The 23,994-nt window shown below is 71.3% G+C and carries 26 protein-coding genes; 10 read left to right on the top strand and 16 right to left on the bottom strand.

The window, feature by feature from the left end; genetic code table 11:
* Window positions 1-60: 60 nt before the first annotated feature.
* Window positions 61-1,281: a cytochrome P450 gene (locus DT019_RS01510; protein WP_114035270.1), complete on the top strand. Its 1,221-nt coding sequence runs from the start codon at window positions 61-63 to the stop codon at window positions 1,279-1,281.
* 20 nt (window positions 1,282-1,301) lie between these two features.
* Window positions 1,302-1,493 carry a ferredoxin gene (locus tag DT019_RS01505; protein WP_114034708.1) on the top strand — a complete coding sequence of 64 codons (192 nt, stop codon included), beginning with the start codon at window positions 1,302-1,304 and terminating at the stop codon, window positions 1,491-1,493.
* A 141-nt stretch (window positions 1,494-1,634) separates the two neighbouring features.
* Here DT019_RS01505 and DT019_RS01500 read toward each other — a convergent pair whose 3' ends face one another.
* Window positions 1,635-2,264 carry a TetR/AcrR family transcriptional regulator gene (locus tag DT019_RS01500; RefSeq protein WP_114034707.1) on the bottom strand — a complete coding sequence of 210 codons (630 nt, stop codon included), beginning with the start codon at window positions 2,262-2,264 and terminating at the stop codon, window positions 1,635-1,637.
* Window positions 2,265-2,377: 113 nt separating this feature from the next.
* Between DT019_RS01500 and DT019_RS01495 the strand changes: the two genes are divergently transcribed.
* On the top strand, window positions 2,378-3,568 hold the full coding sequence (locus DT019_RS01495; protein WP_114034706.1) for a cytochrome P450: 1,191 nt from the start codon (window positions 2,378-2,380) through the stop codon (window positions 3,566-3,568).
* 5 nt (window positions 3,569-3,573) lie between these two features.
* A complete protein-coding gene (locus DT019_RS01490) occupies window positions 3,574-3,792 on the top strand; it encodes a ferredoxin (protein ID WP_317617714.1) in 219 nt (72 codons plus the stop codon).
* A 32-nt stretch (window positions 3,793-3,824) separates the two neighbouring features.
* On the opposite strand, the gene DT019_RS01485 is transcribed toward DT019_RS01490, so the two are convergent.
* The 6 genes from DT019_RS01485 to DT019_RS01460 form a co-directional block, all read right to left on the bottom strand.
* Complete coding sequence (locus tag DT019_RS01485; RefSeq protein WP_114034704.1) at window positions 3,825-4,445, bottom strand: L-threonylcarbamoyladenylate synthase; 621 nt, start codon at window positions 4,443-4,445, stop codon at window positions 3,825-3,827.
* 52 nt (window positions 4,446-4,497) lie between these two features.
* A complete protein-coding gene (locus DT019_RS01480; protein ID WP_114034703.1) occupies window positions 4,498-5,673 on the bottom strand; it encodes an alanine--tRNA ligase-related protein in 1,176 nt (391 codons plus the stop codon).
* Window positions 5,674-6,066: 393 nt separating this feature from the next.
* Window positions 6,067-7,380: an alpha/beta hydrolase family protein gene (locus DT019_RS01475; protein WP_223279249.1), complete on the bottom strand. Its 1,314-nt coding sequence runs from the start codon at window positions 7,378-7,380 to the stop codon at window positions 6,067-6,069.
* Between the two features lie 696 nt (window positions 7,381-8,076).
* Window positions 8,077-8,577, bottom strand: a complete 501-nt coding sequence (locus tag DT019_RS01470) for a hypothetical protein (protein ID WP_114034702.1) — start codon at window positions 8,575-8,577, stop codon at window positions 8,077-8,079.
* A 212-nt stretch (window positions 8,578-8,789) separates the two neighbouring features.
* On the bottom strand, window positions 8,790-10,517 hold the full coding sequence (locus tag DT019_RS01465; protein ID WP_114034701.1) for a TIGR03767 family metallophosphoesterase: 1,728 nt from the start codon (window positions 10,515-10,517) through the stop codon (window positions 8,790-8,792).
* Window positions 10,518-10,755: 238 nt separating this feature from the next.
* Complete coding sequence (locus DT019_RS01460) at window positions 10,756-11,202, bottom strand: MerR family transcriptional regulator (RefSeq protein WP_114034700.1); 447 nt, start codon at window positions 11,200-11,202, stop codon at window positions 10,756-10,758.
* 101 nt (window positions 11,203-11,303) lie between these two features.
* Between DT019_RS01460 and DT019_RS01455 the strand changes: the two genes are divergently transcribed.
* On the top strand, window positions 11,304-12,092 hold the full coding sequence (locus DT019_RS01455; protein WP_114034699.1) for an amidohydrolase family protein: 789 nt from the start codon (window positions 11,304-11,306) through the stop codon (window positions 12,090-12,092).
* Between the two features lie 10 nt (window positions 12,093-12,102).
* Here the strand turns inward: DT019_RS01455 and DT019_RS01450 are convergent, their stop codons facing one another.
* Window positions 12,103-12,696, bottom strand: a complete 594-nt coding sequence (locus tag DT019_RS01450) for a TetR/AcrR family transcriptional regulator (protein ID WP_114034698.1) — start codon at window positions 12,694-12,696, stop codon at window positions 12,103-12,105.
* 177 nt (window positions 12,697-12,873) lie between these two features.
* Between DT019_RS01450 and DT019_RS01445 the strand changes: the two genes are divergently transcribed.
* Window positions 12,874-13,719 (top strand): class I SAM-dependent methyltransferase, encoded by an 846-nt coding sequence (locus tag DT019_RS01445; RefSeq protein ID WP_114034697.1) that lies wholly within the window; start codon window positions 12,874-12,876, stop codon window positions 13,717-13,719.
* Between the two features lie 56 nt (window positions 13,720-13,775).
* Here DT019_RS01445 and DT019_RS01440 read toward each other — a convergent pair whose 3' ends face one another.
* A complete protein-coding gene (locus tag DT019_RS01440; protein ID WP_114034696.1) occupies window positions 13,776-14,375 on the bottom strand; it encodes a DUF2867 domain-containing protein in 600 nt (199 codons plus the stop codon).
* A gap of 158 nt (window positions 14,376-14,533) precedes the next feature.
* Window positions 14,534-14,929, bottom strand: coding sequence for an SH3 domain-containing protein (locus DT019_RS01435; RefSeq protein WP_147267248.1), 396 nt, complete (start codon window positions 14,927-14,929; stop codon window positions 14,534-14,536).
* A gap of 252 nt (window positions 14,930-15,181) precedes the next feature.
* Between DT019_RS01435 and DT019_RS01430 the strand changes: the two genes are divergently transcribed.
* Together DT019_RS01430 and DT019_RS01425 are read left to right on the top strand one after the other, a co-directional pair.
* Complete coding sequence (locus DT019_RS01430) at window positions 15,182-15,838, top strand: peptidylprolyl isomerase (protein WP_223279247.1); 657 nt, start codon at window positions 15,182-15,184, stop codon at window positions 15,836-15,838.
* A gap of 160 nt (window positions 15,839-15,998) precedes the next feature.
* Window positions 15,999-16,262 carry a DUF6225 family protein gene (locus tag DT019_RS01425; RefSeq protein ID WP_114034693.1) on the top strand — a complete coding sequence of 88 codons (264 nt, stop codon included), beginning with the start codon at window positions 15,999-16,001 and terminating at the stop codon, window positions 16,260-16,262.
* Between the two features lie 100 nt (window positions 16,263-16,362).
* Here the strand turns inward: DT019_RS01425 and DT019_RS01420 are convergent, their stop codons facing one another.
* From DT019_RS01420 to DT019_RS01410, 3 genes are all read right to left on the bottom strand, one after another.
* Complete coding sequence (locus tag DT019_RS01420) at window positions 16,363-17,337, bottom strand: aldo/keto reductase (protein WP_114034692.1); 975 nt, start codon at window positions 17,335-17,337, stop codon at window positions 16,363-16,365.
* Window positions 17,338-17,459: 122 nt separating this feature from the next.
* Window positions 17,460-18,572, bottom strand: a complete 1,113-nt coding sequence (locus tag DT019_RS01415) for an alpha/beta hydrolase (protein ID WP_114034691.1) — start codon at window positions 18,570-18,572, stop codon at window positions 17,460-17,462.
* A gap of 226 nt (window positions 18,573-18,798) precedes the next feature.
* Window positions 18,799-19,236, bottom strand: a complete 438-nt coding sequence (locus DT019_RS01410) for a DUF4345 domain-containing protein (RefSeq protein ID WP_114034690.1) — start codon at window positions 19,234-19,236, stop codon at window positions 18,799-18,801.
* 89 nt (window positions 19,237-19,325) lie between these two features.
* On the opposite strand from DT019_RS01410, the gene DT019_RS01405 reads away from it, so the two are divergent.
* The gene (locus DT019_RS01405) at window positions 19,326-19,931 is read left to right on the top strand and encodes a TetR/AcrR family transcriptional regulator (protein WP_114034689.1); all 606 of its coding nucleotides are present in this window, start codon (window positions 19,326-19,328) and stop codon (window positions 19,929-19,931) included.
* 70 nt (window positions 19,932-20,001) lie between these two features.
* Here DT019_RS01405 and DT019_RS01400 read toward each other — a convergent pair whose 3' ends face one another.
* A complete protein-coding gene (locus DT019_RS01400; RefSeq protein WP_114034688.1) occupies window positions 20,002-21,885 on the bottom strand; it encodes an ABC transporter ATP-binding protein in 1,884 nt (627 codons plus the stop codon).
* 41 nt (window positions 21,886-21,926) lie between these two features.
* Complete coding sequence (locus tag DT019_RS39305; protein WP_189389031.1) at window positions 21,927-22,100, bottom strand: hypothetical protein; 174 nt, start codon at window positions 22,098-22,100, stop codon at window positions 21,927-21,929.
* A 153-nt stretch (window positions 22,101-22,253) separates the two neighbouring features.
* On the opposite strand from DT019_RS39305, the gene DT019_RS01395 reads away from it, so the two are divergent.
* Complete coding sequence (locus DT019_RS01395) at window positions 22,254-23,501, top strand: lanthionine synthetase C family protein (RefSeq protein WP_114034687.1); 1,248 nt, start codon at window positions 22,254-22,256, stop codon at window positions 23,499-23,501.
* A gap of 93 nt (window positions 23,502-23,594) precedes the next feature.
* Here the strand turns inward: DT019_RS01395 and DT019_RS01390 are convergent, their stop codons facing one another.
* Window positions 23,595-23,837 (bottom strand): chaplin, encoded by a 243-nt coding sequence (locus tag DT019_RS01390; protein ID WP_411292684.1) that lies wholly within the window; start codon window positions 23,835-23,837, stop codon window positions 23,595-23,597.
* Between the last annotated feature and the right edge of the window lie 157 nt (window positions 23,838-23,994).

Genomic DNA, 23,994 nt, shown 5'->3' with positions numbered 1-23,994 from the left:
TCGCCTAGAGAACTGTCCGTTCTTTAAACGGCTGAGGTTTCGAGGGATTCGATGACCGACATGACCGAGACCACCGCAGCGCCGCGCACACATGAGGCGCCCGCCTTCCCGGCGGACCGTACGTGCCCCTACCAACTGCCCGATTCCTACCGCAAGTTACGGGACGAGCCCGAGACGCTCCGGGCCGTGACCCTCTTCGACGGCCGCCGGGCCTGGGTGGTCACCAAGCACGAGGCGGCGCGCAGGCTGCTCGCCGACCCGAGGCTGTCCTCCGACCGCACCCACCCCGACTTCCCCGCCACCTCGCCGCGCTTCCAGGCGATCCGCGAGGCCCGCCCCGCCTTCATCGGACTTGACCCCCCTGAGCACGGGACCCGGCGGCGCATGACGATCAGCGAGTTCACGGTGAAGCGCATCAAGGGCATGCGCCCGGCCGTCGAGCGGATCGTGCACGGATTCATCGACGAGATGCTCGCCGCAGGTCCGCCCGCCGACCTGGTCAGCCAGTTCGCGCTGCCCGTCCCCTCCATGGTGATCTGCGAGCTGCTCGGTGTTCCGTACGCCGACCACGACTTCTTCCAGGACGCGAGCAGGCGGCTCGTGCAGGCGTCGGACGCGGCCGGTGCGGCCGCCGCCCGCGACGACTTCCAGCACTATCTGGACGGGCTGATCACGAAGATGCAGGCCGAGCCGGGGCCGGGCCTGCTGCACACCCTGGTGACCCGCCAGTTGGCGGCGGGTGAGATCGACCGCGAGGAGCTGATCTCGACCGCGCTGCTCCTGCTCGTCGCCGGCCACGAGACCACGGCCTCCATGACCTCCCTCAGCGTGATCACCCTGCTCGAACATCCCGAGCAGCACGCCGCCCTGCGCGCCGACCCCGCTCTGCTGCCCGGCGCGGTGGAGGAACTGCTGCGGTATCTGGCCATCGCCGACATCGCGGGCGGCCGTGTGGCCAAGGCGGACATCGAGATCGACGGTCAGCTGATCCGTGCGGGAGAGGGCGTGATCGTCACCAACTCCATCGCCAATCGCGACGGTTCGGTCTTCGCTGATCCGGACGCCTTCGATGTGCGCCGATCGGCCAGGCACCACCTCTCCTTCGGGTACGGGGTGCACCAGTGCCTCGGCCAGAACCTGGCCCGCCTCGAACTCGAAGTCATCCTCACCGCGCTGTTCGAGCGCATTCCGACGCTGCGACTGGCCGTCCCGGTGGCGGAGCTGACGCTCCGTCCCGGCACTACGATCCAGGGCGTCAACGAACTTCCGGTCACGTGGTGACCGGTCAGGAAGGAGGTTCCATGCGGGTGTCCGCCGACCGGAGCATCTGCGTCGGCGCCGGACTGTGCGCGCTGACCGCGCCCGGCGTCTTCGACCAGGACGACGACGGCCTCGTCGATGTGATCACGCCTGATCCCGACGGCCATCAGCAGCCTGCCGCGCGCCAGGCCGGGAATCTCTGCCCCTCCGGCGCCGTCCAGATCGCCGAGTAGTCCCCGCCGCGTCCGTGTCGGGCCGCTCGTCGGCTCCGGCCCGGACGCGGCGCCGTGCGCCTCCACCCCGCCACGGGCCTGTCGCGAACCCGGGACGGCCCGGGCCGCTGCGCGCCGGGCCGCTCCACGAAACCCGCCGACTCATCCGCCTTCCGCGGAACGGGAGTCGAGGCCTGCGGGGTCATCGCCCTCCGGCGCGGACCACAGGTGGTCGAGCGTGTCGACCACGAGGCGGCAGACGGTGTCCGGATCCGCGCTGGCCAGGGGCTCGCGTGCCACGACCGTGCGCATGAGTCCGATGCCGAGCAGCCAGGCCATGGCGAGATCCGCGCGCAGAGCGCCGTCCCGGGCTCCGGAGAGCGCGGCCAGAGCGCTCTGGTACTGCTCGCCCAGCTCGCGCAGTGTCCCGGTCGCCTCGTCGCCCCGCCCGATGGAGCGCAGGTAGACCTCCAGGGAGCGGTCGGCCGTCCCCGACGCGCTGCTGGTCAGCATCGAACGCAGCGCCGTTTCGAAAAGTTCCTCGGGCGGTGTCGCCCGGAGCTGTTCCAGGCCGCCCTGCGCGACGACCTCCGTGAGCAGGCCCTGTTTCGAGCCGAAGTACCGGAAGAGCAAGGCCTGGTTGGCGCCCGCTCGTTCGGCGATCTCGCGGACCGTCGCGCCTTCGTAGCCCCGCTCGGCGAACAGGTCCCGGGCGGCGTCGAGCAGCCGTCGGCGGGTGGCTCCGGCATCACGGCGGCGCTCACCGGCAGGCGAGTCGGGGGCATCTTCCATGGGCGACGGATCCTCTCAGACGGCCCGTCAGGATAACGGCCACAATGCGCCGTTGACCGCCCCCGAGGGCGCCCCTACGGTTGTAAGCAGCTGCTTACATCCGGGAGGCCGCAGTGACGACAGCCGACACCACCCCCCTCGCCTATCCCTTCAACACCTCCGACGGACTCCAGCTCGCCGACGAGTACGAGCGCGTACGCGACCTGCCGGGCCTGTTACGCGTGCAGCTGCCGTACGGCGAGCCCGCCTGGCTCGTCACCCGCTACGCGGACGCGCGGCTCGTCCTCGGCGACCAGCGCTTCAGCCGGGCCGAGGGCGCCGCCCACGACGAGCCCCGCCAGTCGGAAGGGCGCACCGACAGCGGCATCCTGGGCATGGATCCGCCGGACCACACCCGGCTGCGCTCCCTGGTGGCGCGGGCGTTCACCGTCCGGCAGGTCGAGAAGCTCCGCCCCCAGGTCCGTGAGCTCACCGCGAGCCTGCTCGACGACCTGGAAGCGGCCGGACCGCCCGCCGACCTCGTGGATACCTACGCGCTGCCCCTTCCGGTGGCGGTGATCTGCCGCATGCTCGGCGTGCCCACCGAGGATCGTCCGCGCTTTCGCGTGTGGAGCGACGCGGCCCTGTCGACGAGTTCCCTCACCGCGGCGGAGTTCGAGGCGAACCGCGAGGAACTGCGGGCCTACATGGGCGAGTTGATCGAGCGCCACCGGCAGGACCCGCAGGACGACCTGATGACCGCGCTCATCGAGGCCCGCGACGGCGGTGACCGGCTCTCCGAGCTCGAACTCGTCGACCTGTGCGTGGCGGTCCTGGTGGCCGGACACGAGACCACTGCCTCGCAGATCCCCAACTTCACCCTGACCCTGCTCGAACACCCCGACCAGCTGGCGCGGCTCAGGGCCCGGCCCGAGCTCATCGCCAACGCGGTGGAGGAGCTCCTGCGCTTCGTGCCGCTGGGCAGCGGGGCGGGTCAGGCGCGGTACGCCACCGAGGACGTCGAGGTCGGCGGCACCCTGGTGCGGGCCGGAACCCCCGTCCTGGTCGCGACCGGCGCCGCCAACCGCGACGCGCTGCGCTTCAGCGCCCCCGGCGTGCTCGACATCGCCCGCGAGGGCAACCAGCACCTCGGTTTCGGCCATGGCGTCCACCACTGCCTGGGCGCCCCGCTGGCCCGGCTCGAACTCCAGGAAGCCCTGAGCGCCCTCATCAACCGCTTCCCCGGACTGAAACTGGCCGGGGACGTGACCTGGAAGTCCGAGATGCTGGTCCGTGGCCCGCGCGTCATGCCGGTCGCGTGGTGAGCGCCGTGCCCTGGACCGTACGTGTGGACCCGCGGCTGTGCCTGGCCTCGGGCATGTGCGCCGGAGCGGCCCCCGACGTGTTCGCACTGGAGGGTGAGCACGCGCGGGTGCTCACCGAGGCCGTCGAGCCGGACGAGCGGATCCTGGACGTCGCCGACGCCTGCCCCGCGCAGGCCATCACGGTGTCCGACGGGAGCCGCGTCATCGGGCCCCGCCGCGACTGACAGCTCGCCAAACCCGTGCGGGCGGCGGGCGACTACTCGAAGCGCGAGGTGTCGCCCGCTCCCCGGCGCACGATCTCCATCTCGCCGTTGGAGAAGTCGATGACCGTCGTCGGCTCGGTGCCGCAGTCCCCGGAGTCGAGCACGGCGTCCACCACGTGGTCGAGGCGCTCCTTGATCTCCCAGCCCTGAGTCAGCGGCTCGTCCTCGTCCGGCAGGAGCAGAGTGCTCGACAGGAGCGGCTCGCCGAGCTCGGCGAGCAGGGCCTGGGCAACGGCGTGGTCGGGAATGCGCACCCCCACCGTCTTCTTCTTCGGGTGCAGCAGCTGCCGCGGCACCTCCCTCGTCGCGGGCAGGATGAACGTGTAACTGCCCGGTGTGGCCGCCTTGATCGAGCGGAACACATCGTTGTCGATCTGCACGAACTGGCCCAGCTGGGCGAAGTTCTGGCACACCAGGGTGAAGTGGTGGCGGTCGTCCAGCTCGCGGATCGACCGGATCCGGTTGATGCCGTCACGGCTGCCCAGCTGGCACCCCAGCGCGTAGCAGGAGTCCGTGGGGTACGCGACGAGCGCGCCGGCCCGGATGCTGTCCGCCACACCGCTGATGGTGCGCCGCTGGGGGTTCTCGGGATGCACGTCAAAGTACTTGGCCATCCGCCGAGTCTAAGGTCCGAGGGCTGCCGGTCCGCCGCGCCGATGCCGGGTGTCACCCCGGCGTGCCGCCCCGCAGACCGCGCACCAGGTCACGGGGCAGGCCGTGGGTGTCGTGCAGATAGCCGTAGTCCTCCTCGCCCAGCGGGCCGGAGAACCGGCTCTGGGACAGGACGCGGCGGCCCCGCTCCAGGAGCCGGGAGAAGCGCCGCTCCTCGTCGAGCAGCACGTCGCGCACCGGGCCGGTGTGCACCGGCTGCCCGAAGTGGTCCAGCGTGTGCGAGATCAGGTCCTCGGGCAGATCGCCGAGCGAGCGGGACGGGTCGCCCCGCCACAGGGTGGTGAGAGCTCGCCGCACCAGTCGCCGCAGGACGTAGCCGCGCCCGGTGTTCGACGGCACCACGCCCTCGCCGATCACGACGATGCCGGATCGCAGATGGTCGCAGACCAGCCGCAGCGACGGTTCGTCCAGGGGCCAGAGCGACGGCACGGAGCGCATCCACGGCTCGAACAGATCGGTCTCGAAGACCGAGCCCTTGCCCTGGAGGACGGCGGCGAGCCGTTCAAGCCCCATCCCCGTGTCGACGTTCGGCCGGGGCAGCGGGCCGAGCGTGCCGTCCTCGCCGCGACGATGGCGCATCATCACGTGGTTCCACACCTCCACCCATCGTTCGTCACCGGTCGGTGTGGACGTGGGCGGGGTGTCTCCGGTCCAGATGAAGATCTCCGAATCCGGCCCGCACGGGCCGGTGGGGCCGTTGGACCACCAGTTCTCCTCGGTGGTCAGCTCCACCGGAACCCCGAGCTCCTCCCAGGTGCGCAGTGATTCGGTATCGGGTCCGCAGTCCTCGTCGCCGCCGAAGACCGTGGCGTGCAGCAGCCCGGGGTCGACGCCGAAACCCTTGACCAGCAGGTCGTGACCCCAGCGCAGGCTCAGTGAGCCCCCGTAGTCGCCGAGCGACCAGGAACCCAGCATTTCGAAGACCGTCAGGTGGCTGCCGTCGCCGACCTCGTCCAGATCGGTCGTGCGCAGACAGCGCTGAACGTTGACCAGCCGCCTGCCGAGGGGGTGGCGGCGGCCCTCCAGGTAGGGGGTGAGTGGATGCATGCCCGACGTGGTGAACAGCACCGGATCGCCCTTCGGTGGCAGCAGCGTCGACCCCGTGATGCGCCGATGACCCTGCTCCTCGAAGAACTCGACGAAGGTACGGATGATGTTCTCGGTTTTCATGACTGCGGATCCTTCGGTGTGGGGCAGCCGGAAGGGTCCGCGGGCACGGGGCGGGATGAGAGATCCAGAACGGGATTCCGGAACGGGAATCCCGAGAGGATTCCGGAACAAGGAGTCCGACGCACCACCGGCGGGCCGTTTCCGGTCGCCGGGGGAGTGGGGAATGAGGTCAGGCGGCGGCAACCGGCGAGCTGGTCGCTCGCGCGGTCGCGCTGTCGATACGGCTGATGACCTTCATGCCCTCCACGGTACCGGGCACATGGCCGTGGGGCACCCGAATTCCTGCCGGGGTGGTTCGGGCAGGGTGGTGCGCGGGAGTTCCCCCGCGTCCCATCCTGACGACGTTTCGTCGTCGCGTGGCGGCCTGGGCCCGCGCGGCGGATGGTGCCCGGGTCAGTCCACGAACCGTATGTCCGGGAAGCGGGCGGAGGGGCCGTCCAGCAGGGGCCGGTCCTGTCCGCGCAGCCACCGGTCGAAGAAGGCCGTTATGTATGCCTCCTGCGCGGCCACCGAGCGCCGGGGCTGGACCGTGCCCACGTTGGCGGCGACAGTCCCTGCGGAGAGCCCCACATCGCGTGCCAGTTGCGGTATTTCGGACTGGAGGTCGGTGTAGCTCGCATGCCCGGAGCCGGCGAGGGTGAGGTCCCTGAGCCAGCCCCGGCTGTGCTGCCACACCGCGTCCCAGGAGGCCACCGAGTGATGGTTGTTGCCCTCCTTGCCCATCAGGAGTAGCGGCCGGTCGACTCCGTCGGTGCCGACGGAGGACGGGTTGGCGGGGTCGTCGTCGTGCTGGGTGTAACCCATGACGCCGTCCAGGTCGGCCGCGGCCCGTATCCGCGGGTCGTCGTGCATCGTCTGGGCGGCCGTGAAGCCGCCCGCCGACTGCCCGAACATTCCCACGGCATTCAGGTCGAGCGCACCGCGCAGCGCGCCCGGCAGCCGCCCCAACTGGTCCAGCACGAACCGGGTGTCGGCCACCCGCACCGCCACGGTCTTCTTCAGCAGAGCGGTGACCTCCGCCCTCCCGGCCCTGTCCGCCTTCTCGAACTCCTGGGGCAGCACGGTCTTCTCCACGCGGCCGCCCGGGAACTCCACCGCCCCCGCGTCATACGTGTGGTCGATCATCACCACCACGTAGCCACGCGAGGCGAGCCCGTCGCACAGCGTGGTGCCCAGGGTGCGAGGGTCCCCAACCCCCGGCGAGTACAGCACCACGGGGAAGCCCCGCGCGCGGTGCCGGGCGACCGGCGCGTCGGTGTACGCATGGCTGCGGGTGGCCGCCCAGTCGACCCGGCCCCGCGGTATGCCGGTCAGGTTGTTCATCGCGTCGAACCCGGCGGCCTCGCCCGGCAGCATCTGCGGGGCCCGCGGGTGCCCGGCCACGCCTCGTGCCGGATAGCGGACGCTGACCATCAGCTCGCGGTACGGCTGGGAGCCCGCCCAGGGGTCGGGCCGGCCGCGATCGGTGAGATGGAGGGAAGTCGTGCCGACCGGGTAGCTCCCCGTCGGCGTCGGCAGCGACATCCGTGCCAGGGCCGCCGGACTTGGCAGGCTCGCCAGGCCCAGTGGGCTCGACTGGCCCGATGGGCGCGACGGGCCCGGCGGGGCCGCGGGCGCGGCGCTGGCCGTCGCCGCGCACGTCAGGCACGCGGCCATGGCCAGCGCGGCGGTGGACAGGAGCACTCTGCGGGAGGACGAAGTGGTCATGGATCAAGGCTGACGCAGCGGCCCCTTTCCCACCATCGTGGAGCCACCCGCTTCGGGGGTTCGGATTTTCCGAACCCCCGGCAGGGCGCACCCGATGTTCCGCGTCCCTGATGCCCGCCGCGCAGGCCGCAACTCGCGCTCATACAGCACAACTTGAGACCGCCGCCTCATACCCCCATCGCGATCCCCGGCCATATGCGTGCTGGACTTTATCGGCCGATGCGCGTCGCGCTTTCAAGGGGGAGTGCGAGGCGGCGCCCGGGCGGTGTCGCGGGCGGGAGCGGAAGCCGCCCCGTCCGTCGAGGGTGGCGGAGCGGGCCCGGCGAGTGAGGGGCTCGCCTGGTGGGGGGAGTACCAGGGAACCTGTCGTCCCACTCGCCGGGCGCCTTCCCGGTGGCGGCATGGGCGGCCAGGAACTCCCGCGACGGCTGCCCTGTGCCTGGTACTGCACACCGGGAGCGCGTGATGGTGCGTTCGGGCCGAGCGGGTCGGGACCGGCCTTGCCACCAGAAAGACAGGTCTCTCACCTCTGCCTTCACCATCGCAGCGGCCAGCTGTCCTGTACAGGTCGATTCTGGACGGTGACGGACAGCGATGCGCGCTTCAACATGCGTCAACCGGCTTGTGTGGCACCGAGGTTGAGCTGGCGCTGCTTACTGTCCGCGCCGTTCGGCCGGGCCGGGTCGCGTGAGTTCCTCACGCCTTTTCGGTGTCCTGTGCGGCCCGTTCCGCCGCTTCCACCTGCGCGGCGAAGTCCTTGGCCGACAGGCGTTGGAGGCGCCCGCTGTGGCGCTGGGCCAGCTCGTCCGCGGGCTGCTGCGAGGACTCGTGGAGATCGACGACCAGCATCGACGTTCCGTCCTCGACCCTGCTGCTCAGGACGATCAGGCCGGCGCCGTCCTCCAGGAGCTGACGGTTCTCCGCCGCGTTGGCCAGGGTGGCTCCCGCCGCGCTGCCGAGCAGGACGCCGATCGGGCCGCCGAGAAGCCCCACGAGACCGCCGACCAGACCACCGCCCACCGTGGGCACACCGACACCCCGCACATGGTTGTCGGGCACGTCCAGCAATCCTTCGGCCGACCGCTCCAGGATGGCCGCCTGGCGCAGCCCCGGCAGCGAAACGGCCTCCTCGAAGGCCGCGCGGCACCGCTCCGCGTCGGTGAACGAGATCAGCAGAACGTGGTGGGTGTCCGCCATCGCAGGTGTACTCCTCGTCGTGTGTCGCCCGGCTCCCGGCCCTCCCAGTGGAACGCCCGCCCGGCCGCCCCGCCAGGCGGACACGGCCGTCGGAGCACCGGCCCGTCGACGGCGTCGGCTCCACCGGCCGTCAGCGGAGGCCGCCGAGGCGAACCGGGGGTGACGGACAGCGTCCCCCTGAACAGGAAGCGCGGCCTTGGCATGAAGTGCCGTTACTTGCCGGGGTGGGCCAGGAGCAGCTCGGTGTTGTGGTCGAGGGAGGTGCCGAGCTTGACGGCCGGGGTGGCGTACGGGTCGTTGTAGGACAGCTCGCGGTAGAGGGCCGCCAGTCCCCGGTCGGAGGTGTCGGCGAAGTCCGTCGTGTAGGGCGCGGCGGACTCGATGAGCGTGGTGAACAGCGACAGGGTTCCGTCGCCGTTGTCGGCCATCTCGATGATGCGGGCGTGCTGCGGGTAGTCGACGTGGGAGGCGGTGTTGATCTCCCAGAAGGCGCGCTCGGGGACGGCGTGGCCGTGCGGGAGGATCCGGTTCTCGTGGGTGTGGCCGTTCACCCACGCCACCACGTTCGGGTAGCGCTGGAGCAGCGCGACCAGCGCGTTCCCGTCGTGGCGCCCCTCGAAGGGGTGGTACGGGTCGGGCAGCAGGTTGCCCATCGTGGCGCTGGTGTGGTGGCTGAACAGGACGATGAGCGAGTCGCTCGAACCGCCGCGCACCACATGCCCGTCGGTGTCGTACCAGCGGCTGCTGTGCGACTTGAGCACCGACTCGAGCCAGTTGAGCTGGGCGGTGCCGAGTGAACCGTCCGCGAATCCGGCCCTGTTGGTGGTGTCCAGACTGATGCCGAGCACGCCGCTCGCCAGCGGGAAGGTGTAGTAGAGGTGGCCGCTGCTCGCCGCGTCCGAGGTGAAGCCGTGGCCGATCGGCCCGGCGCCGGTGTGGGCGGGGTTCAGATGCGCCTTGGCGAACTCGGCCGGGGTGAACGGGCGACGGCGCTCGTCCGGGGTGACCCGGCGGATCGCCCCGCCGTTGGCGAGCAGCTTCCCCAGCAGGATGGCCGCCTGGGCCGGGTCGTGGCGCAGCGCGTACGCCAGCTTCGCCGCGGTGGCGTCGTCGCAGCCCTCGATCTTGCGGTCGCCGGTGTAGAGGTCGTTGAGGAGGCCCAGGTCGGGCAGGCTGCCCTCGATGCTGTCGTCGTGGTTGCCGACGGTCGTGTACCAGGGCACGCTCAGCCCCGGCGCGTCGAAGGGGCGGCCGGCGCCCGACAGGAAGCCGGGGATCTGCGGGAGCGCCTTGGCCTTGTAGGTGTCCTGGAAGGACGATTCGGGGTTCCAGTAGTCCGCGCTGCCGGAGTTCTGGACGCCCTCGTAGCGCGCGGGGTCGCCACTGCTCGGGGTGATCCGGCCGCCGCTCATGACCGTCAAGTACCAGTCGAGCTCGATGAGTTCGTGGTTGTCGGTGTTGTCGCCGGTGGCCATCACCATGCCGAACGGCATTCCGGTGTACGGGCCCTGGCGCACCGCGTTGACCCGCTCGACGAGTGAGGAGGCACCGCGCACCGTCAGGGTCTCCTGGGGGCGGTGAGCGCTGTCGTTGTACTGGGCGAGGTACTCGAACCGTACGGGCGACTCGGTGTCCGCCAGGTGCAGGTCGGTGAACTGGACGAAGGAGGCGAGCCCGGTGCGCCGGTCGTCCCGGCCGGAACCGGCGGCGGCCAGTTCACCGCGGACCACCAGCGGCCATCCCGGTCCCGCCACGAGCCGCTTGTACGGGCCGTTGCCGACCGGCATCGCGGCCTGTTCGAGGGTGGTACCGCCGATGCGCACGGCCCGCGCGGCGGTGGCCGCCAGCGCCCGGTCCTGCGCCGTCGCCGACCACAGGGCGGCCCCCGCGGCCACGGCGGACATCCTCGAAACGAACTGGCGGCGGCTCATCCCGCGCATGGGTATCCCCCTGGTCATGCGGTCAATTGAGGGCACGGCGCTTATCGGCCACGTCCGTGCGGCCACACACTACTGGCGGGTAGTCGTATGTACAGGTGCCAGGAGGAAACTTGTGGGAAACAAGAGAGGTCAGCGCTCGACGAAAACGCCACACTCCGGGGCGTCTGCCAACGGGTCGTGCGCACACACCGGTGGGAGGGCCGCGTCGGCGGCCATTCCTGCACGGGCCCACGCGAGCCTACACGGGCTTCGCGGCGGGGCCCTCCGTGGACGGAGCTCCCGCCCCGCCCTCGTCGAGTTCCCGCGGCGGTACCGGATGCGCCCCGGAGGCCGCCGACGCCTGCTCGGTCGCCGCGATGGTTCCCACCAGGATCTCCCTCGCCGCGGCGATCTGGGCCGCCCGCTCGTCCAGGGCGCTCAACTGCCGCCGCAGGGAAGCCAGTACACCCGGGCACGGCATCACCGCGGCGCTCGGCGTCGTGCAGGGAAGCACCTGCCTGATGACGCGAGTCGGCAGGCCCGCGGCGAGGAGGGCGCGGATGCGCGTGACGGAGTCCTCGGTGTCGGCGTCGTAGACCCGGTAGCCGTTGGGGCGGCGCTGGGGCGTGAGCAGGCCCATCCGTTCGTAGTAGCGCAGCAGGCGCTCGCTGGTCGCGGTCCGTTCGGCCAGCTCACCGATGAGCATGCGCGTCCACCCTTTTCGTACTTGACCTTCCAACAGTGTCAGGGAGCAACAGTGGGCGTCGTCGGCCGCATTCCCGCGGCCCGTGAAGGAGAGGGACCTCCGTGATCATCGACGCCCACAGCCATGTGCACGACCCGGTGGACGTCCACCTCCGGCTCCTGGACGAGGCGGGGGTGGACCGGGCCGTGCTCTTCGGGACCCGTCCTCACCCCGAGCGGGCCACCGGCCTCGATTCGCTGCGCCACGAGATGGGTGCCCTGCACCGGGCGCTGGCCGGCGAGGGCGATACGGACGATGGATTCCGCGTCGCACGAAAGGAGTTGGACGACGCCCTGGCCGCTCACCCGGAGCGGTTCATCGGGTTCGGGTCCGTGCGCACGGACCTTCCCGCCGCGCAGATCGCCGCTGCGGTCGAGCGGGACGTCGTCGGAGGCCGGCTGCACGGCATCGGAGAGCTCACCCCGCCCCCCGGCCAGGCCGCACGGCTCGCGCCCGTCATCGAGGCGGCGCACGAGCACGGAGGGCTGCCGGTCGTCGTGCACGGCTTCGCCCCGACGACGGCCGAGGACCTCCACACGCTGGCCGGGCTCGCCGTGCGATACCCCGGAGTGCCGCTGATCGTGAGCCAGCTCGGCGGCCTCAACTGGATGACCGCCATCGAACTGGCCCGGGACACACCGAACATGTACCTGGAGCTCTCCACGGCCAACGTCATCTTCGCCGTGAAGCTGGCCGTCCAGGAACTCCCCGAGCGCACCCTCTTCGGTTCGGACGCGCCCTACGGCGACCCCGTGCTCGCCCGCGCGACCGTCGAGCGCGTCACTCCGCCCGGCGAGCTGCGCGACCTCGTCCTCGGCGGAACCCTGGGGCGGCTGCTCGGAATCCTCTGACCCCGTGCCGTCAGCGCAGGGCGCCTCCGACGAGGAGGTCGACCAGTCGCAGAGCCTGGTCGCGCGGGTCGGGCTCGCCCGCCCAGCCGGTCATCGCCAGGTGGTGGAGCGTACCGACCAGGGCGAGGGCGATCGAAGCCGTGTCGGTGGTCTCCGCGAGGCGGCCCAGGCGGACCTCGGCGTCCAGATAGGCGGCGATCGAATCCTGGATGGCTCCGAACGCCGGCGCGCCCGCGTCCAGGGCCTGGCGGATGCGCAGGGAGGTGGCGGGGCGGGTCATCGCGAGGCCCGCCACCGTGGGGTCGAGGGAGGTGAGCAGGGCGAGAGCCAGTTCCCCGAGGTTATCGGCCACGTGGGCCCGGCCGGCCTGGCCGGGCAGCTCCGCGGCCTGTCGCGCGCAGCGGGCGAACCGGTCCAGCACCAGCTCCGCGACGAACTCGTCCAGGCCGTCGAAGTGCGCGTGCAGCATCCCCTTGGCGCAGCCCGCCTCGCTGGTGATGGCCCTGCTGGTGAGCGCGGCCGGGCCCTCGCGGGACAGCACCCGTACCGCGGCGTCGAAGAGCCGCTCGCGGACATCGGGGATGGCAACTCCGCGCGGTGACATGGGGGCGACTCCTTGAACATCGTCTTCGACGTGGGGGCGGAACGAAGCGTACGTACGCGCCCTCCGTCAACGGCCCTTTGTCTCACGGGGATTGCCGGTATGGGCGCTCGCCCATACGCTTTGGGCGAGCGCCCATACTAGCTTCTGGGTGCCGCATCCCATAGGGGGCACATCGACATGAGGCACATCGTCAACACCGCACAGGAACAGGCGTGGAACGGGTACGAAGGTGAACACTGGGCCCGCCACCAGGAGCGCTGGGACGCGGTGAACGGCGGCTTCGACCGCCCGCTGCTGACCGCCGCGGCGCTCTCGGACCGCGATCAGGTTCTGGACATCGGGTGCGGAGCCGGGCGCACCACGCGGTTGGCCGCACAACAGGTCCCGGACGGCGCCGTGTTGGGGCTGGACCTGTCGGAGCCGATGCTGACCCGTGCCCGCGCGTCCGCGCGGCGTGAAGGCGTCGGCAACGTGAGCTTCGTGCGGGCCGACGCCCAGGTCCACGACTTCGTTCCCGGCGCGCACGACGTGGCGATCAGCCGTTTCGGGGTGATGTTCTTCGACGACCCTGTCGCGGCGTTCGCCAACATCGCCCGCGCCCTGCGGCCCGGCGGGCGTCTGGCGTTCGTGTGCCCCGCGGAGGCCCGGGACAACGAATGGTTGCAGGCGCTCGTGGAGCTGGGCGACGTGCTGCCGGTCGGCGGCTTCGGGGCCCCGGGCGGCCCGGGCATGCTCTCCCTGTCGGAACCGGACGCCGTCCGCTCGCTGCTCTCCGCCGCCGGATTCGAGCACGTAGAGGTGGCGAGGGCACAGGCGTACGGGACATGGGGCCGGGACGCCGAGGACGCCACCGAGTTCATGCTCGGTTCGGGCCCGGGCCGCCACCTGCTCGGCCAGGTCGACGAGCGGGCCCGGGAGCGCGCCCGCCACAAGCTGACGGGCATCCTGCGCGCCCACCGGAGCGACGGCGCGGTGCGCCTGCGCAGCAGCGCCTGGCTCATCACCGCCCACCGGCCGAACTAGGCGGGCCACTCAGGAAGGTTGGGCGCAGGCGCGCCCGGCGACCTGCGGGGCGTGCGTCAACTCGCCGTCGGCGCGGTCGGATTCGCCTTCCACTGGTCACCGATCGACCGGATCATCGCGGGGTACACGCCGAGATGGCGCAGGGGCCTGATGGCCGCCATGTAGAGGGTGCCCAGCCGTCCGTTGGGCTTCACGAGGATGGCCATCTGGCCGTGGTGGCCGTCGGACTCGTCGGGGACCCACCCGATGTGCAGTACCGCGTGCACCGTCTTGTTGGCCAGCTCGGCCGCCCACTCGTCATGGGTCTGGTAGACGGAGGAGAAGGGGTCTCCGCTCTTGAACGCGGGCCCCCGGGGACCCGCGAGGAGGTCTTCCGGAAGCCGGTCGCGCAGCGTGGGCACTCGGCCGCCCACGCCCGCGTCCGGCCTGTCCCAGCCGAACAGCTTCCCGAGCTGCCATCTGACGGCGAAGAGGAAGCGCGGCACGGCGGAGGAGGGCTGAGCCGCCCTGCCCGCCGCGAACAGGCGCACCAGGCGGTCGAGTTCGTCAGGGCCGCCCGGGGTGGGCAGCGCCCACACGTCCTCAAGGGTGAAGTCGTCCGCGATCTCGTGGATCCGCCACGGGCGGGACGTGTGCGCGGTCGCGGGGAGTCTCATGACCGGGCCCCAATCTATACGGTTCCGTATAAGTCGAGGCTAGCACCGCTGTGCGGCGCCCCATAGAGGGGCGGCGGAGCGGGGGCCGGGAGGTCACGCCCGGCGGCGGGGGCGCCAACAGCCGGTGATCAGGCGGCTGTTGGCGCTCCGGTGTGGTGCTACTTGCAGTACGGCACGGCCGCGAGGTTCTGGACGTAGCGGGCGCTGACCCAGCCGGGCTTGCCCGCGCCGAGCCTGTACCAGAGCTTGTTGCCGTCGACGCTCTGGCCGGCCTTCTTGCACTCCAGTGCGGTGACCGTGCCCTGGGGCAGCAGGTTGAGCCGCTTGGAGGTGGTGTTCGCCTCCTGGTGGACCCACAGTCCGCCCTTGGCGACGACCTTGCCCGTGGGCTGGGCCGCCGGCGTGGCGACGGGTGCCTGCTGGGCGGAGGCGCTGACGGGCTGCGGCGTCGGCGTCGCCGCCGAGGCCCCGCCCGCGCCGAGGAGGATTCCCGATCCGGCGAGAGCCGCAACGGCGCCTGCGGTGACGATCCTGCGCATGCCAGATACGTACATGCTGTTCCCCTTTCGTTCCCTTTGGGATGTGCGCCCTGTAGGACAGTGGATCGCGGCGATCCGTTCCACCTGGACCGAATAACGTCCGGAATGTGTATGGCAGTTGATGTGCAGATCGGACGTTCTCGGGGCCGGGACGAATGCCTTCAGTGTCCGGAGGGGTGGACCGCCCCCGGGCGCATGGTGTGCGGGCGAGGGGGAAGGGATGATGCGCCCATGTCAGGCCCGTCCCCCTTCGGAAGGAACCCTCAAGTGCACCGCAGAAAAGGCGCGTTGCTCGCCGCAGTCGTCCTGATCCCGCTCGCCACGGCGACGCAGGCCGGCGCCGCCACCCCGGCGCAACCGACCGCGGCCTGCGCCTACACCCCGGCCGTCCCCGCCGACAACTACAAGGGGATACCGGAATTCGACCCGGTCAAGGCCGCCCGTCCGTTCAACGCCACCCTGCGCACAAGCCAGGGCTCCATCACCTTCAAGGCGCTGACCGACAAGGCGCCGTGCACCACCAACTCCTTCCGATTCCTCGCCGAGAAGCGCTACTTCGACGGGACGCACTGCCACCGGCTCACCACCGCCCGGCTGTACGTTTTGCAGTGCGGCGACCCGACCGGCACGGGCAGCGGCGGTCCGGGGTACTCCTTCCCGGACGAGAACCTCACGGGAGCCACCTACCCGGCCGGGACGGTGGCGATGGCCAATGCCGGGCCGAACACCAACGGCAGCCAGTTCTTCTTCGTCTGGAAGGACACCAAGCTCTCGCCCGCCTACACGCCGTTCGGCAGGGTCACCTCCGGGCTCGACACCCTGCAGAAGATCGCGGCGGGCGGCGAGGACGACCAGAACGGCCCCGGCGACGGGTACCCCACACTGCCCGTGAACATCAAGCACGTGCAGATCAGGCGGACGTGATCACGGAGGGTGAAAGGGCGTGGTCAAGGCGGTGTGCGAGGTCCGCGGTGACTGCCCGCGCAGGGCGGCTCCGTCCGGCGGCGTAGGCCAAGCGACTGCTGTTGCGGTTCCGTTGGCGGGGGAGCGTCGGGTGGGCCGGAAGCGCGGCTACTCTCCGCCCATGACGGACACCTTCCACCACGCCCCGCAGGTATGGACCGCGGGCCGCTTGCGAGAAGCCCTCGCCGGCCTGCCCGACGACACCCCCATCCACATCGCCGTCGCGGACGGCCCCGGAGACTTCGAGGGCTACAGCGAGTACGCCCTGGTCGACCTGGAGCCCGTCGAGAAGGACCTCGGCGAGGACACGGCGGCCAGCACCGAGGTCGAGTACACGCTGTTCGCCGACTACAAGGCGGGTCAGTACCACGTAGACCTGGTCTGACCCGGGCGCACCCCGGGCGCCGTCCGCTCCGTACGACCCGGGCGGGACGCGGTATCCGTACCGCGTCCCGCCCGGGGGCCGGGAGCCGCAGGATCGGGGCTCAGGAGTAGAAGTTGCGCTGCCACCGGTGCTTGGCCAGCACGGCCAGCTGGTCGGCGGTCAGCGCGCGGCCGTCGCTGAGGGCCGTGTTGCGTTCCACGTTGCGCAGGCTGCGCATGCCGGGGATGACGGTGGACACCGCCGGGGAGCTCAGGACGAAGCGCAGCGCGGTCTCGGCGATCTCGTCCTGGGCGATGCCGAGGTCCTCGACGAGTGCGGCGACCCGCCGTTCGACCTGGGCCGGGCGGTCGCCCCTGAAGTAGCGGTTGCGCCAGTCGCCCTCGGGGAACGTCGTGTCGGCGGTGATCCGGCCGGTGAGGCCGCCCTCGTCGAGCGCCACCCGCACGATGACGCCCACCCCGTGCTCCTGGCAGGCCGGGAACAGCGCGTCGTCGGGGGACTGGTCGAAGATGTTGTAGATGACCTGCACGCTGTCCACGACGCCGCTGCGGACCAGAGCCAGAGCGCTGTCGGGCCGGTGGTCGTTGACGGACACGCCGAACAGGCGGATCGTGCCCTCTCGCTTCAGCTCGGCGATGGTCTCCAGCCAGTCGCCCTGGCCCACCCACTCGTCGTTCCAGACGTGGAACTGCAGGACGTCAAAGTGGTCGAGGCCGCTCGCGCGCAGACTGGTCTCCAGACTGGCGCGGACATGGTCGCCGGAGAACACCTGCGCCACGTGGGTGCCGTCGCGCGGCGGCCATATGCCGTTCGCCGGCGGCACCTTGGTGGCGACGAGCACCTCCTCGCCCGAGCCGCCGGAGCGCTCGCGCACCACCCGGCCGACGATCCGCTCGCTCTCGCCGTAGCCGCGGGCGGTGTCGATGAAGTTCACACCCAGGTCGATGGCCCGGTGCAGGGCGCGTACGGAATCGTCCTCGGTGGCACCCACCCAGCTGGACGCCCCGATGCCCCACGCGCCGTAACCGATCTCTGACACGGACAGCCCGCTGCGTCCCAGCTCGCGGTAGCGCACAATCGTCCTCCACGTCGTCGTCGTTCCGGCCGCACAGGGCGGCGGCCGGAAATCACGTTGACGATAGGCGACTTGGCTGCGCGGAGCAGGCGAGTTTCTCTCCGGCGGGCGGGCCCGCCCGGTCAGTTCGCGTTGAGGCGGGCGCTCAGCCACTCCAGGGACGGCGGAATCTCCCGGAGCCACGTGTTGAAGTTGTGGCCGCCGGAGTCGAGCGTGATCGAGGAGACCCGCGCGGGCTTCTTGACCTTGGCGATGAACTTCTTGGTCTCCTCCAGGTTGCTCTCGCCCTGCTTCGACGTGGTGACCAGGAAGGAGGAGTTGCCCTGGGGCAGGTGGTCGAGGGCCCACAGGAGATCGGCGCGCTTCTCCTGGTGCTTGTTGCCGTGGAAGAGGTCACCCGAGTCCATGTCCACGTCCGGCTTGTAGTCGGCGGAGAGACCGATGCCCGCCGCGTACGCCTCCGGGTGCTCCAGGGCGATCTTCAACGCGCAGTAGCCGCCCGTCGAGTCGCCGATGAAGCCCCAGTTCCGTGCCTTCGTGCCGACGCGGTACGTGCCCGAGATGGCCTGGCGCACGTCGTCGGCGAAGAACGTCTCCGTCTGGGGGCCGCCGGGGATGTCGATGCACTGGGTGTTGCGCGGCGGTGCCACGGTGGGCCGCATCATCAACAGGATCATCGGCTGGGTCTTCTTCTCCTTGGACAGCGTCCACGCCGTCTTCGGGTAGTGCAGCCCCTTGATGAGGTTCTCGGCCGTGCCGGGGAAGCCGGTCAGCACCACGGTGACCGGGAAGGACTTCTTCTCGAACCCCTTCTGGAAGTACTCCGGCGGCAGATAGACGTACGCCGGGGTGGCTATCCGGGACCGCGCGCCCTGGATCGAGACGCTCTGCACCTCGCCGCCGATGCTCGGCTTCCCGGCGCCGGGGACGTCGACCTTCTGCTTGCCGACCACCTTCACGCCCGGGCTGGCCACCGCCTTCGCGTCGAGGACGCCCACGCCGTCCTGCTGGCCCAGCAGATCGGCCCACGAGCCGTAGAAGAGGAACGTCTTGTTGGCCGCGAGGCCCACGGCGGAGAAAAGCAGCAGCTGAACCGCGCACATCAGGCCCACCCGCCCGACAACCTGCCGCCACCCCTGCTTCGCCAACCGCGGCCACTGCCACACGACGACGAGGGACAGCAGCACCGTGCAGAGCACGGCCAAGGCCAGAACGGTGGTACTTGTCAGCCCCATGGATCAAGAACACTCTCTGCAATTGGTCGTTCCGGACGCCGCCCCGGCGGACGCGCCCAGCCGCACCGACTCAGGGGTGCGCACCGAACTAGACAGGGATCCGGCGCGATCCGTTGCCTCGTGATCGTCAAGCTTTCGTCCGCGTACGGAATGTGGCGTAATCGGCCCCCGGTCGTGGGCCCGGACGTGCTCTGGTCCGGTCTGGCGCGCCGGTGCGCGTCGTTCGCTACGGGGCTGGGCGGGCCGCGGCGCCGACCGGCTCCCCGGCCTTCCGGACGCGGGCAGCGGCCGCGCGTTCGTCGGCGGGCGCGAGCCAGAAATAGAGCGGGGGCAGGGCGAGTTCGATGCCCATCAGGACCAGCTGGAACCAGTCCGGGCGGCCGAGGGCGGCCCAGGACACGAGCCGGGAGGCGCCGCCGAGGAAGAAGACCCCCGCGAGCAGACGCACCGCCCGCGCCGGGATCGGCGACTGCCGTGCCACCCAGATCCAGGCCAGTCCGTATCCGAGGAAGATCGCGGCGAAGAAGCGCATGAGGCTGTCCACGGTCGGGCCGGGCGAGCCCGCGCCGGACACGGAATCCATGCCGATGACGAGGTGGACGGCGCCGATCAGCACATCGGCGATGCCCATCGTCCAGGAAAGCCACTTCAGGAGCCTGGCCACGGTAGGGTCCCCCTCCGCCTTACTAGGCGAGTGTCTACTAAGGCGACCATAGGTTCGTTGGTAGACACGCGTCAAGTAACCTGGGCTCCGTGACCGTGCGCCGCAGGCTGAGCCCCGATGAGCGCCGCAGGGAGCTGGTCGACACCGGAGCCCGCCTCTTCGCGGCGAAGCCCTACGACGATGTGCTCATGGAGGACGTCGCCGAACAGGCCGGTGTCTCCAGGGCGTTGCTGTACCGCTACTTCCCCAACAAGGGCGCGCTGTTCGCCGCCATCTATCAGCGGGCCTCCGACCGGCTCCTGGACGGCTCGCCGATCGACCCGGCGCTGTCCCTGCGCGACCAGCTGTCCGCCGGGCTCGATGTCCACTTCGACTACTTCGCCGCGAACCGGCACACCGTGCTGGCCGCCAACCGGGTCCTCGCTGGGGACCCGGTGATCCAGGCCATCATCGACGACGAGCTGGCCGAGCTGAGCCGGCGCGTACTCGACGCGACCGGTCTGGAGGGCCGGACCCGGGACACGGTCTCGGCCGCGCTCACCGCCTGGCTGGTCTTCGTCCGCGCGCTGTGCCTGGACTGGCTGACCAACGAGACGTTCTCCCGGGCCGAGCTGCACGCCATGGCTGTGGGCGCCCTGCGCGGTGCGCTGGGCGCCGTCACCGATGTCGACCGGCTCCTTGGGCCGCCCACCTGAACCGGCCGACAAGCCCGACCGGTCCGGGCGCCACGCGCCGAGCCCGACCACCCCCGGTCCGCTCGCGCGGTCAGCCGAGGGCGGGCGCGCCGCCGGGGCGCTCGAACTGGGTGCGGTACAACTCCTCGTAGCGGCCGCCGAGTTGGAGCAGCTCGTCGTGCGTGCCGCGTTCCACGATGCGGCCGTCCTCCACGACCAGGATCAGATCGGCGGAGCGCACCGTGGAGAGCCGGTGGGCGATCACCACCGCGGTGCGTCCCTCCAGCGCCTCGCCGAGGGCCTCCTGGACCGCGGCCTCGGACGTGTTGTCGAGGTGGGCGGTGGCCTCGTCGAGGATGACGACGCGCTGGCGGGCCAGCAGCAGGCGGGCGATGGTCAGCCGCTGGCGCTCGCCTCCGGACAGCCGGTAGCCGCGTTCACCGACCACGGTGTCGAGACCGTCGGGCAGGGAGGCGACCAGACCGTCGAGTCGGGCCCGGCGCAGCGCCTCCCACAGCTGCTCCTCGTCGGCGTCCGGCCGGGCCAGCAGCAGATTGGCGCGGACCGACTCGTGGAAGAGGTGCCCGTCCTGGGTGACCATGCCGATCGTGTCCCGGATCGAGTCGGCGGTCAGGTCCCGTACGTCGATGCCGCCGAGGCGCACCGTGCCCGCGTCGGCGTCGTACAGCCGCGGCAGCAGCTGGGCGACCGTCGACTTGCCCGCGCCCGACGAGCCGACCAGCGCCACCATCTGTCCCGGCTCGGCCCGGAACGACACCCCGTGCAGCACCTCGGTGCCGCCCCGGGTGTCCAGGCTGGAGACCTCTTCGAGCGAGGCGAGCGAGACCTTGTCGGCGGACGGGTAGCCGAAGCGCACGTCGTGGAACTCCACGGACACCGGACCCGCGGGGACCGCGCGCGCCCCGGGCTTCTCCGCGATGAGGGGCTTGAGGTCGAGCACCTCGAAGACCCGCTCGAAGCTGACCAGCGCGCTCATGACCTCCACCCGCGCCCCGGCCAGCGCGGTGAGCGGCGCGTACAGCCTGGTCAGGAGCAGCGCCAGCGAGACGACCGCGCCCGCTTCGAGGGTGCCGTGCAGCGCGAAGTAGCCGCCGAGCCCGTACACGAGGGCGAGGGCGAGGGCCGATACGAGGGTGAGGGCGGTGATGAACGCGGACTGCGCCATCGCCGTACGGACGCCGATGTCGCGCACCCGGCCCGCCCGCGCGGCGAACTCGGCCGACTCGTCGGCGGGCCGCCCGAACAGCTTGATCAGGGTCGCGCCGGGCGCCGAGAACCGCTCCGTCATCCGGGTGCCCATCGCGGCGTTGTGCTCGGCGGCCTCCCGCTGGAGCCGCGCCATTCTGGTGCCCATGCGGCGCGCGGGCAGCACGAACACCGGCAGCAGGACGAGCGCGAGCAGCGTGATCTGCCAGGAGATGCTCAGCATCACGGCGAGGGTGAGCAGCAGGGTGACCAGATTGCTGACCACACCGGACAGCGTGTTGCTGAAGGCGCGCTGGGCACCGATGACGTCGTTGTTGAGACGGCTCACGAGCGCGCCCGTGCGGGTCCGTGTGAAGAACGCGACCGGCATCCGCTGGACGTGGTCGAAGACGGCGGTCCGCAGGTCGAGGATCAGCCCCTCGCCCAGCGTCGAGGACAGCCACCGGCTCACGATGCCGAGCGCCGCCTCGGCGAGGGCGATCGCGGCGATGAGCAGGGCGAGCCGCGTCACGGTTCCGCCCTGCTTGCCGCCGACGATCGCGTCCACGACCCGCCCGGCCAGGAGCGGCGTGGCCACCGCGAGCAGCGCCGTGGCGACGCTCAGGACCAGGAAGAGGGCGATGCGGCGCCGGTGCGGACGGGCGAACGCGCCGATCCGGCGCAGTGTGGCCCGGTTGAAGGGGCGTCGTTCCTGCTGGGCGGTCATGACGTTGTGGAGCTGCGTCCACGCGGTGGCTTCCATACTCATGCGAGGAACGTACGACCTCGACCGGACTTGAGGTCAATGATTCACCGGAACAGGACCGCCGAGCGGGCGACGACCGTCCGCGCGCCGTCGGTGCCGAGGGCTCCGAAGGCGACCGGCCGTCCCGGGCCGTGCGCAGGGCAGGTCGCGTGCTCGATGAGCTGACCGCACCGGCGCCCGGACCCGGCCCGGATGGTGACCGGCGGACAGCGCGTCAATCAGCAACTGGTCTGAGACCAAGGGTGTTTGTGTGCACAAGCGCGTACCGTGGAGCGCGTGGTCCTCCCGGAGGAACCGGTCGGCGTAGGCCGGATGAAGCCTCGTCCAGGCCCTGGCCAGGTGCGGCTTCGAGGCGCTCGGCATCCGCGCCCATGAGCGCCGAGACCGAGGCGCTCTCCAGGGAGCGGGCGAGGGACGTCCTCGACTCCCTGGCCGCGCGGCTGCGCGCCCCGGACGCGCTCCGCCCCGAGCGGGCCGACTCGCTTGCCTTCGGGCACCCGGGCATCGCCCTGCTCTTCACCACCCTCGCCGCCGGCGGGGACACCGAAGCCCGCGCGGTCGCCCACGCCCACCTCGCCGCCGCCATCCGCCCCGTCGGCGGGCTGCGGGCCTCAGGGCTGTACGGCGGGGCGGCGGCCGTCGCCTTCGCCGCCCGCCACGCCGCGACCGGACCCGATGCCTACCGTTCGCTCCTGGACGCCCTCACGCCGCGCGTCGCCGGGGCCGCCCTGCTCCGGGCACGTGCCCTGCGGGCCAGACGGGCCGCGGGCACCGGCGCGCCGTCACACCTGTACGACACGGTCTCGGGACTGTCGGGCCTCGCCCGGCTGCTCCTCGCGCTCGATCCGCACGGCCCCGCGGTGCGGGAGTGCCTGGAGGCCCTGGTCGACCTCGCCGAACCGGCCGTCACCGCGCACGGCACCCTGCCCGGCTGGTGGACGGCGGACGCCCCCGGACCGCGGGGCCCGAGCCCGGACTACCCCAAGGGGCACCTCAACCTCGGCCTGGCGCACGGCATTCCGGGCCCGCTCGCCCTCCTCGCCGTCGCGCACGAGCAGGGCGTCCGTGTGCGGGGCCAGGAGGAGGCGATCGGGCGGGTCGCCGGGTGGCTGATCCGGCAGGCGCGCGAGGGAGCCCAGGGAACGTATTGGCCGCTCGCCGTGCGGGCCGAGGACGAGCTCGGCGGCGAGCGCTCCCCGAACCCGCCGACGCGAGACGCGTGGTGCTACGGCCCACCCGGTGTCGCACGCGCCCTGTTCCTGGCGGGACGCGCGCTGAACGAGCGGGGCTGGCGGGAGTCGGCCGCCCGCTCACTGCGCGCGACACTCGCGCGCCCGAGCGGTCCCCGGGCCCTGGAGGGAAGGGGCCTCTGCCACGGCACCGGAGGCCTGCTGCACATCGCCGCACGCATGGCGTACGACCTGGAGGACGCGGAGATGGCCGGACAACTTCCCTACCTGGCGGGCCAGTTGGTGAGCCATGATCCGGCAGGTGGGGCGGGTTTTCTGGATGGGGAGGCCGGGGCGGCGTTGGCTCTCCACACCTACGTCGAGGGAGGTGCGGGCCTCGCGATGGAGCCCGAAGTCCTCGGCTGGGAGGCGGCGTTGCTCCTCGGCTAGGTCAGCGACGGTGCTCAAGGGTGGCTGACGGCGCCCAACCGCCCCGGAACCAGACCGAGGTTCCGGGGCGACGGGGTGTGGCGGAGCCGAAGATCAGCTCGAGTGGCAGGTGTTGTTGGAGGACGGGTTGAGCAGGCCGATGATGTCGATGGTGTCGCCGCACACGTTGACCGGGATGTCGACAGGAATCTGGATCACATTGCCGGAGACGACCCCGGGGGAGTCCTTGGCCACGCCGGTCGGCGGCTCCGGGTCCGCGGCAGCGGCTCCGGCGCTGCCTATCACGGCGGTGGCGGCCAGGACGCTTGCGACGAGAGCGGTGCGAATACGCACGATTTCCTCCTGTATGTGAGGGATGACCATCACAGCCTCTCCGCCCCGGGCCCCGGGGGAAAATCGCGTGACCCGATGGGGTGAACGCCGCCCCGGTCCCGCGGGGAAAGGAGCTCGCCGGATACCGCGTTTATCCGGCCTTCTCGCGCCTACTCGCATC

The organism is Streptomyces sp. SDr-06 (genome assembly GCF_003324565.1).
Classification (GTDB): Bacteria; Actinomycetota; Actinomycetes; order Streptomycetales; family Streptomycetaceae; genus Streptomyces.
Note: the sequence above shows the minus strand (reverse complement) of the source record. Positions and strands in the feature narration are given on the sequence as shown.

Excerpts from the sequence above, each read along its gene's own strand:
- DT019_RS01470 (WP_114034702.1), bottom strand. The coding sequence starts at position 8,577 with ATGGCGGACACCCACCACGTTCTGCTGATCTCGTTCACCGACGCGGAG.
- DT019_RS01485 (WP_114034704.1), bottom strand. The coding sequence starts at position 4,445 with ATGGCCAAGTACTTTGACGTGCATCCCGAGAACCCCCAGCGGCGCACC.
- DT019_RS01480 (WP_114034703.1), bottom strand. The coding sequence starts at position 5,673 with ATGAAAACCGAGAACATCATCCGTACCTTCGTCGAGTTCTTCGAGGAG.
- DT019_RS01505 (WP_114034708.1), top strand. The coding sequence starts at position 1,302 with ATGCGGGTGTCCGCCGACCGGAGCATCTGCGTCGGCGCCGGACTGTGC.
- DT019_RS01440 (WP_114034696.1), bottom strand. The coding sequence starts at position 14,375 with ATGAGACTCCCCGCGACCGCGCACACGTCCCGCCCGTGGCGGATCCAC.
- DT019_RS01425 (WP_114034693.1), top strand. The coding sequence starts at position 15,999 with ATGACGGACACCTTCCACCACGCCCCGCAGGTATGGACCGCGGGCCGC.
- DT019_RS01475 (WP_223279249.1), bottom strand. The coding sequence starts at position 7,380 with ATGACCACTTCGTCCTCCCGCAGAGTGCTCCTGTCCACCGCCGCGCTG.
- DT019_RS01450 (WP_114034698.1), bottom strand. The coding sequence starts at position 12,696 with ATGTCACCGCGCGGAGTTGCCATCCCCGATGTCCGCGAGCGGCTCTTC.
- DT019_RS01415 (WP_114034691.1), bottom strand. The coding sequence starts at position 18,572 with ATGGGGCTGACAAGTACCACCGTTCTGGCCTTGGCCGTGCTCTGCACG.
- DT019_RS01395 (WP_114034687.1), top strand. The coding sequence starts at position 22,254 with ATGAGCGCCGAGACCGAGGCGCTCTCCAGGGAGCGGGCGAGGGACGTC.
- DT019_RS01435 (WP_147267248.1), bottom strand. The coding sequence starts at position 14,929 with ATGTACGTATCTGGCATGCGCAGGATCGTCACCGCAGGCGCCGTTGCG.
- DT019_RS01445 (WP_114034697.1), top strand. The coding sequence starts at position 12,874 with ATGAGGCACATCGTCAACACCGCACAGGAACAGGCGTGGAACGGGTAC.
- DT019_RS01465 (WP_114034701.1), bottom strand. The coding sequence starts at position 10,517 with ATGCGCGGGATGAGCCGCCGCCAGTTCGTTTCGAGGATGTCCGCCGTG.
- DT019_RS01500 (WP_114034707.1), bottom strand. The coding sequence starts at position 2,264 with ATGGAAGATGCCCCCGACTCGCCTGCCGGTGAGCGCCGCCGTGATGCC.
- DT019_RS01460 (WP_114034700.1), bottom strand. The coding sequence starts at position 11,202 with ATGCTCATCGGTGAGCTGGCCGAACGGACCGCGACCAGCGAGCGCCTG.
- DT019_RS01400 (WP_114034688.1), bottom strand. The coding sequence starts at position 21,885 with ATGAGTATGGAAGCCACCGCGTGGACGCAGCTCCACAACGTCATGACC.
- DT019_RS01510 (WP_114035270.1), top strand. The coding sequence starts at position 61 with ATGACCGAGACCACCGCAGCGCCGCGCACACATGAGGCGCCCGCCTTC.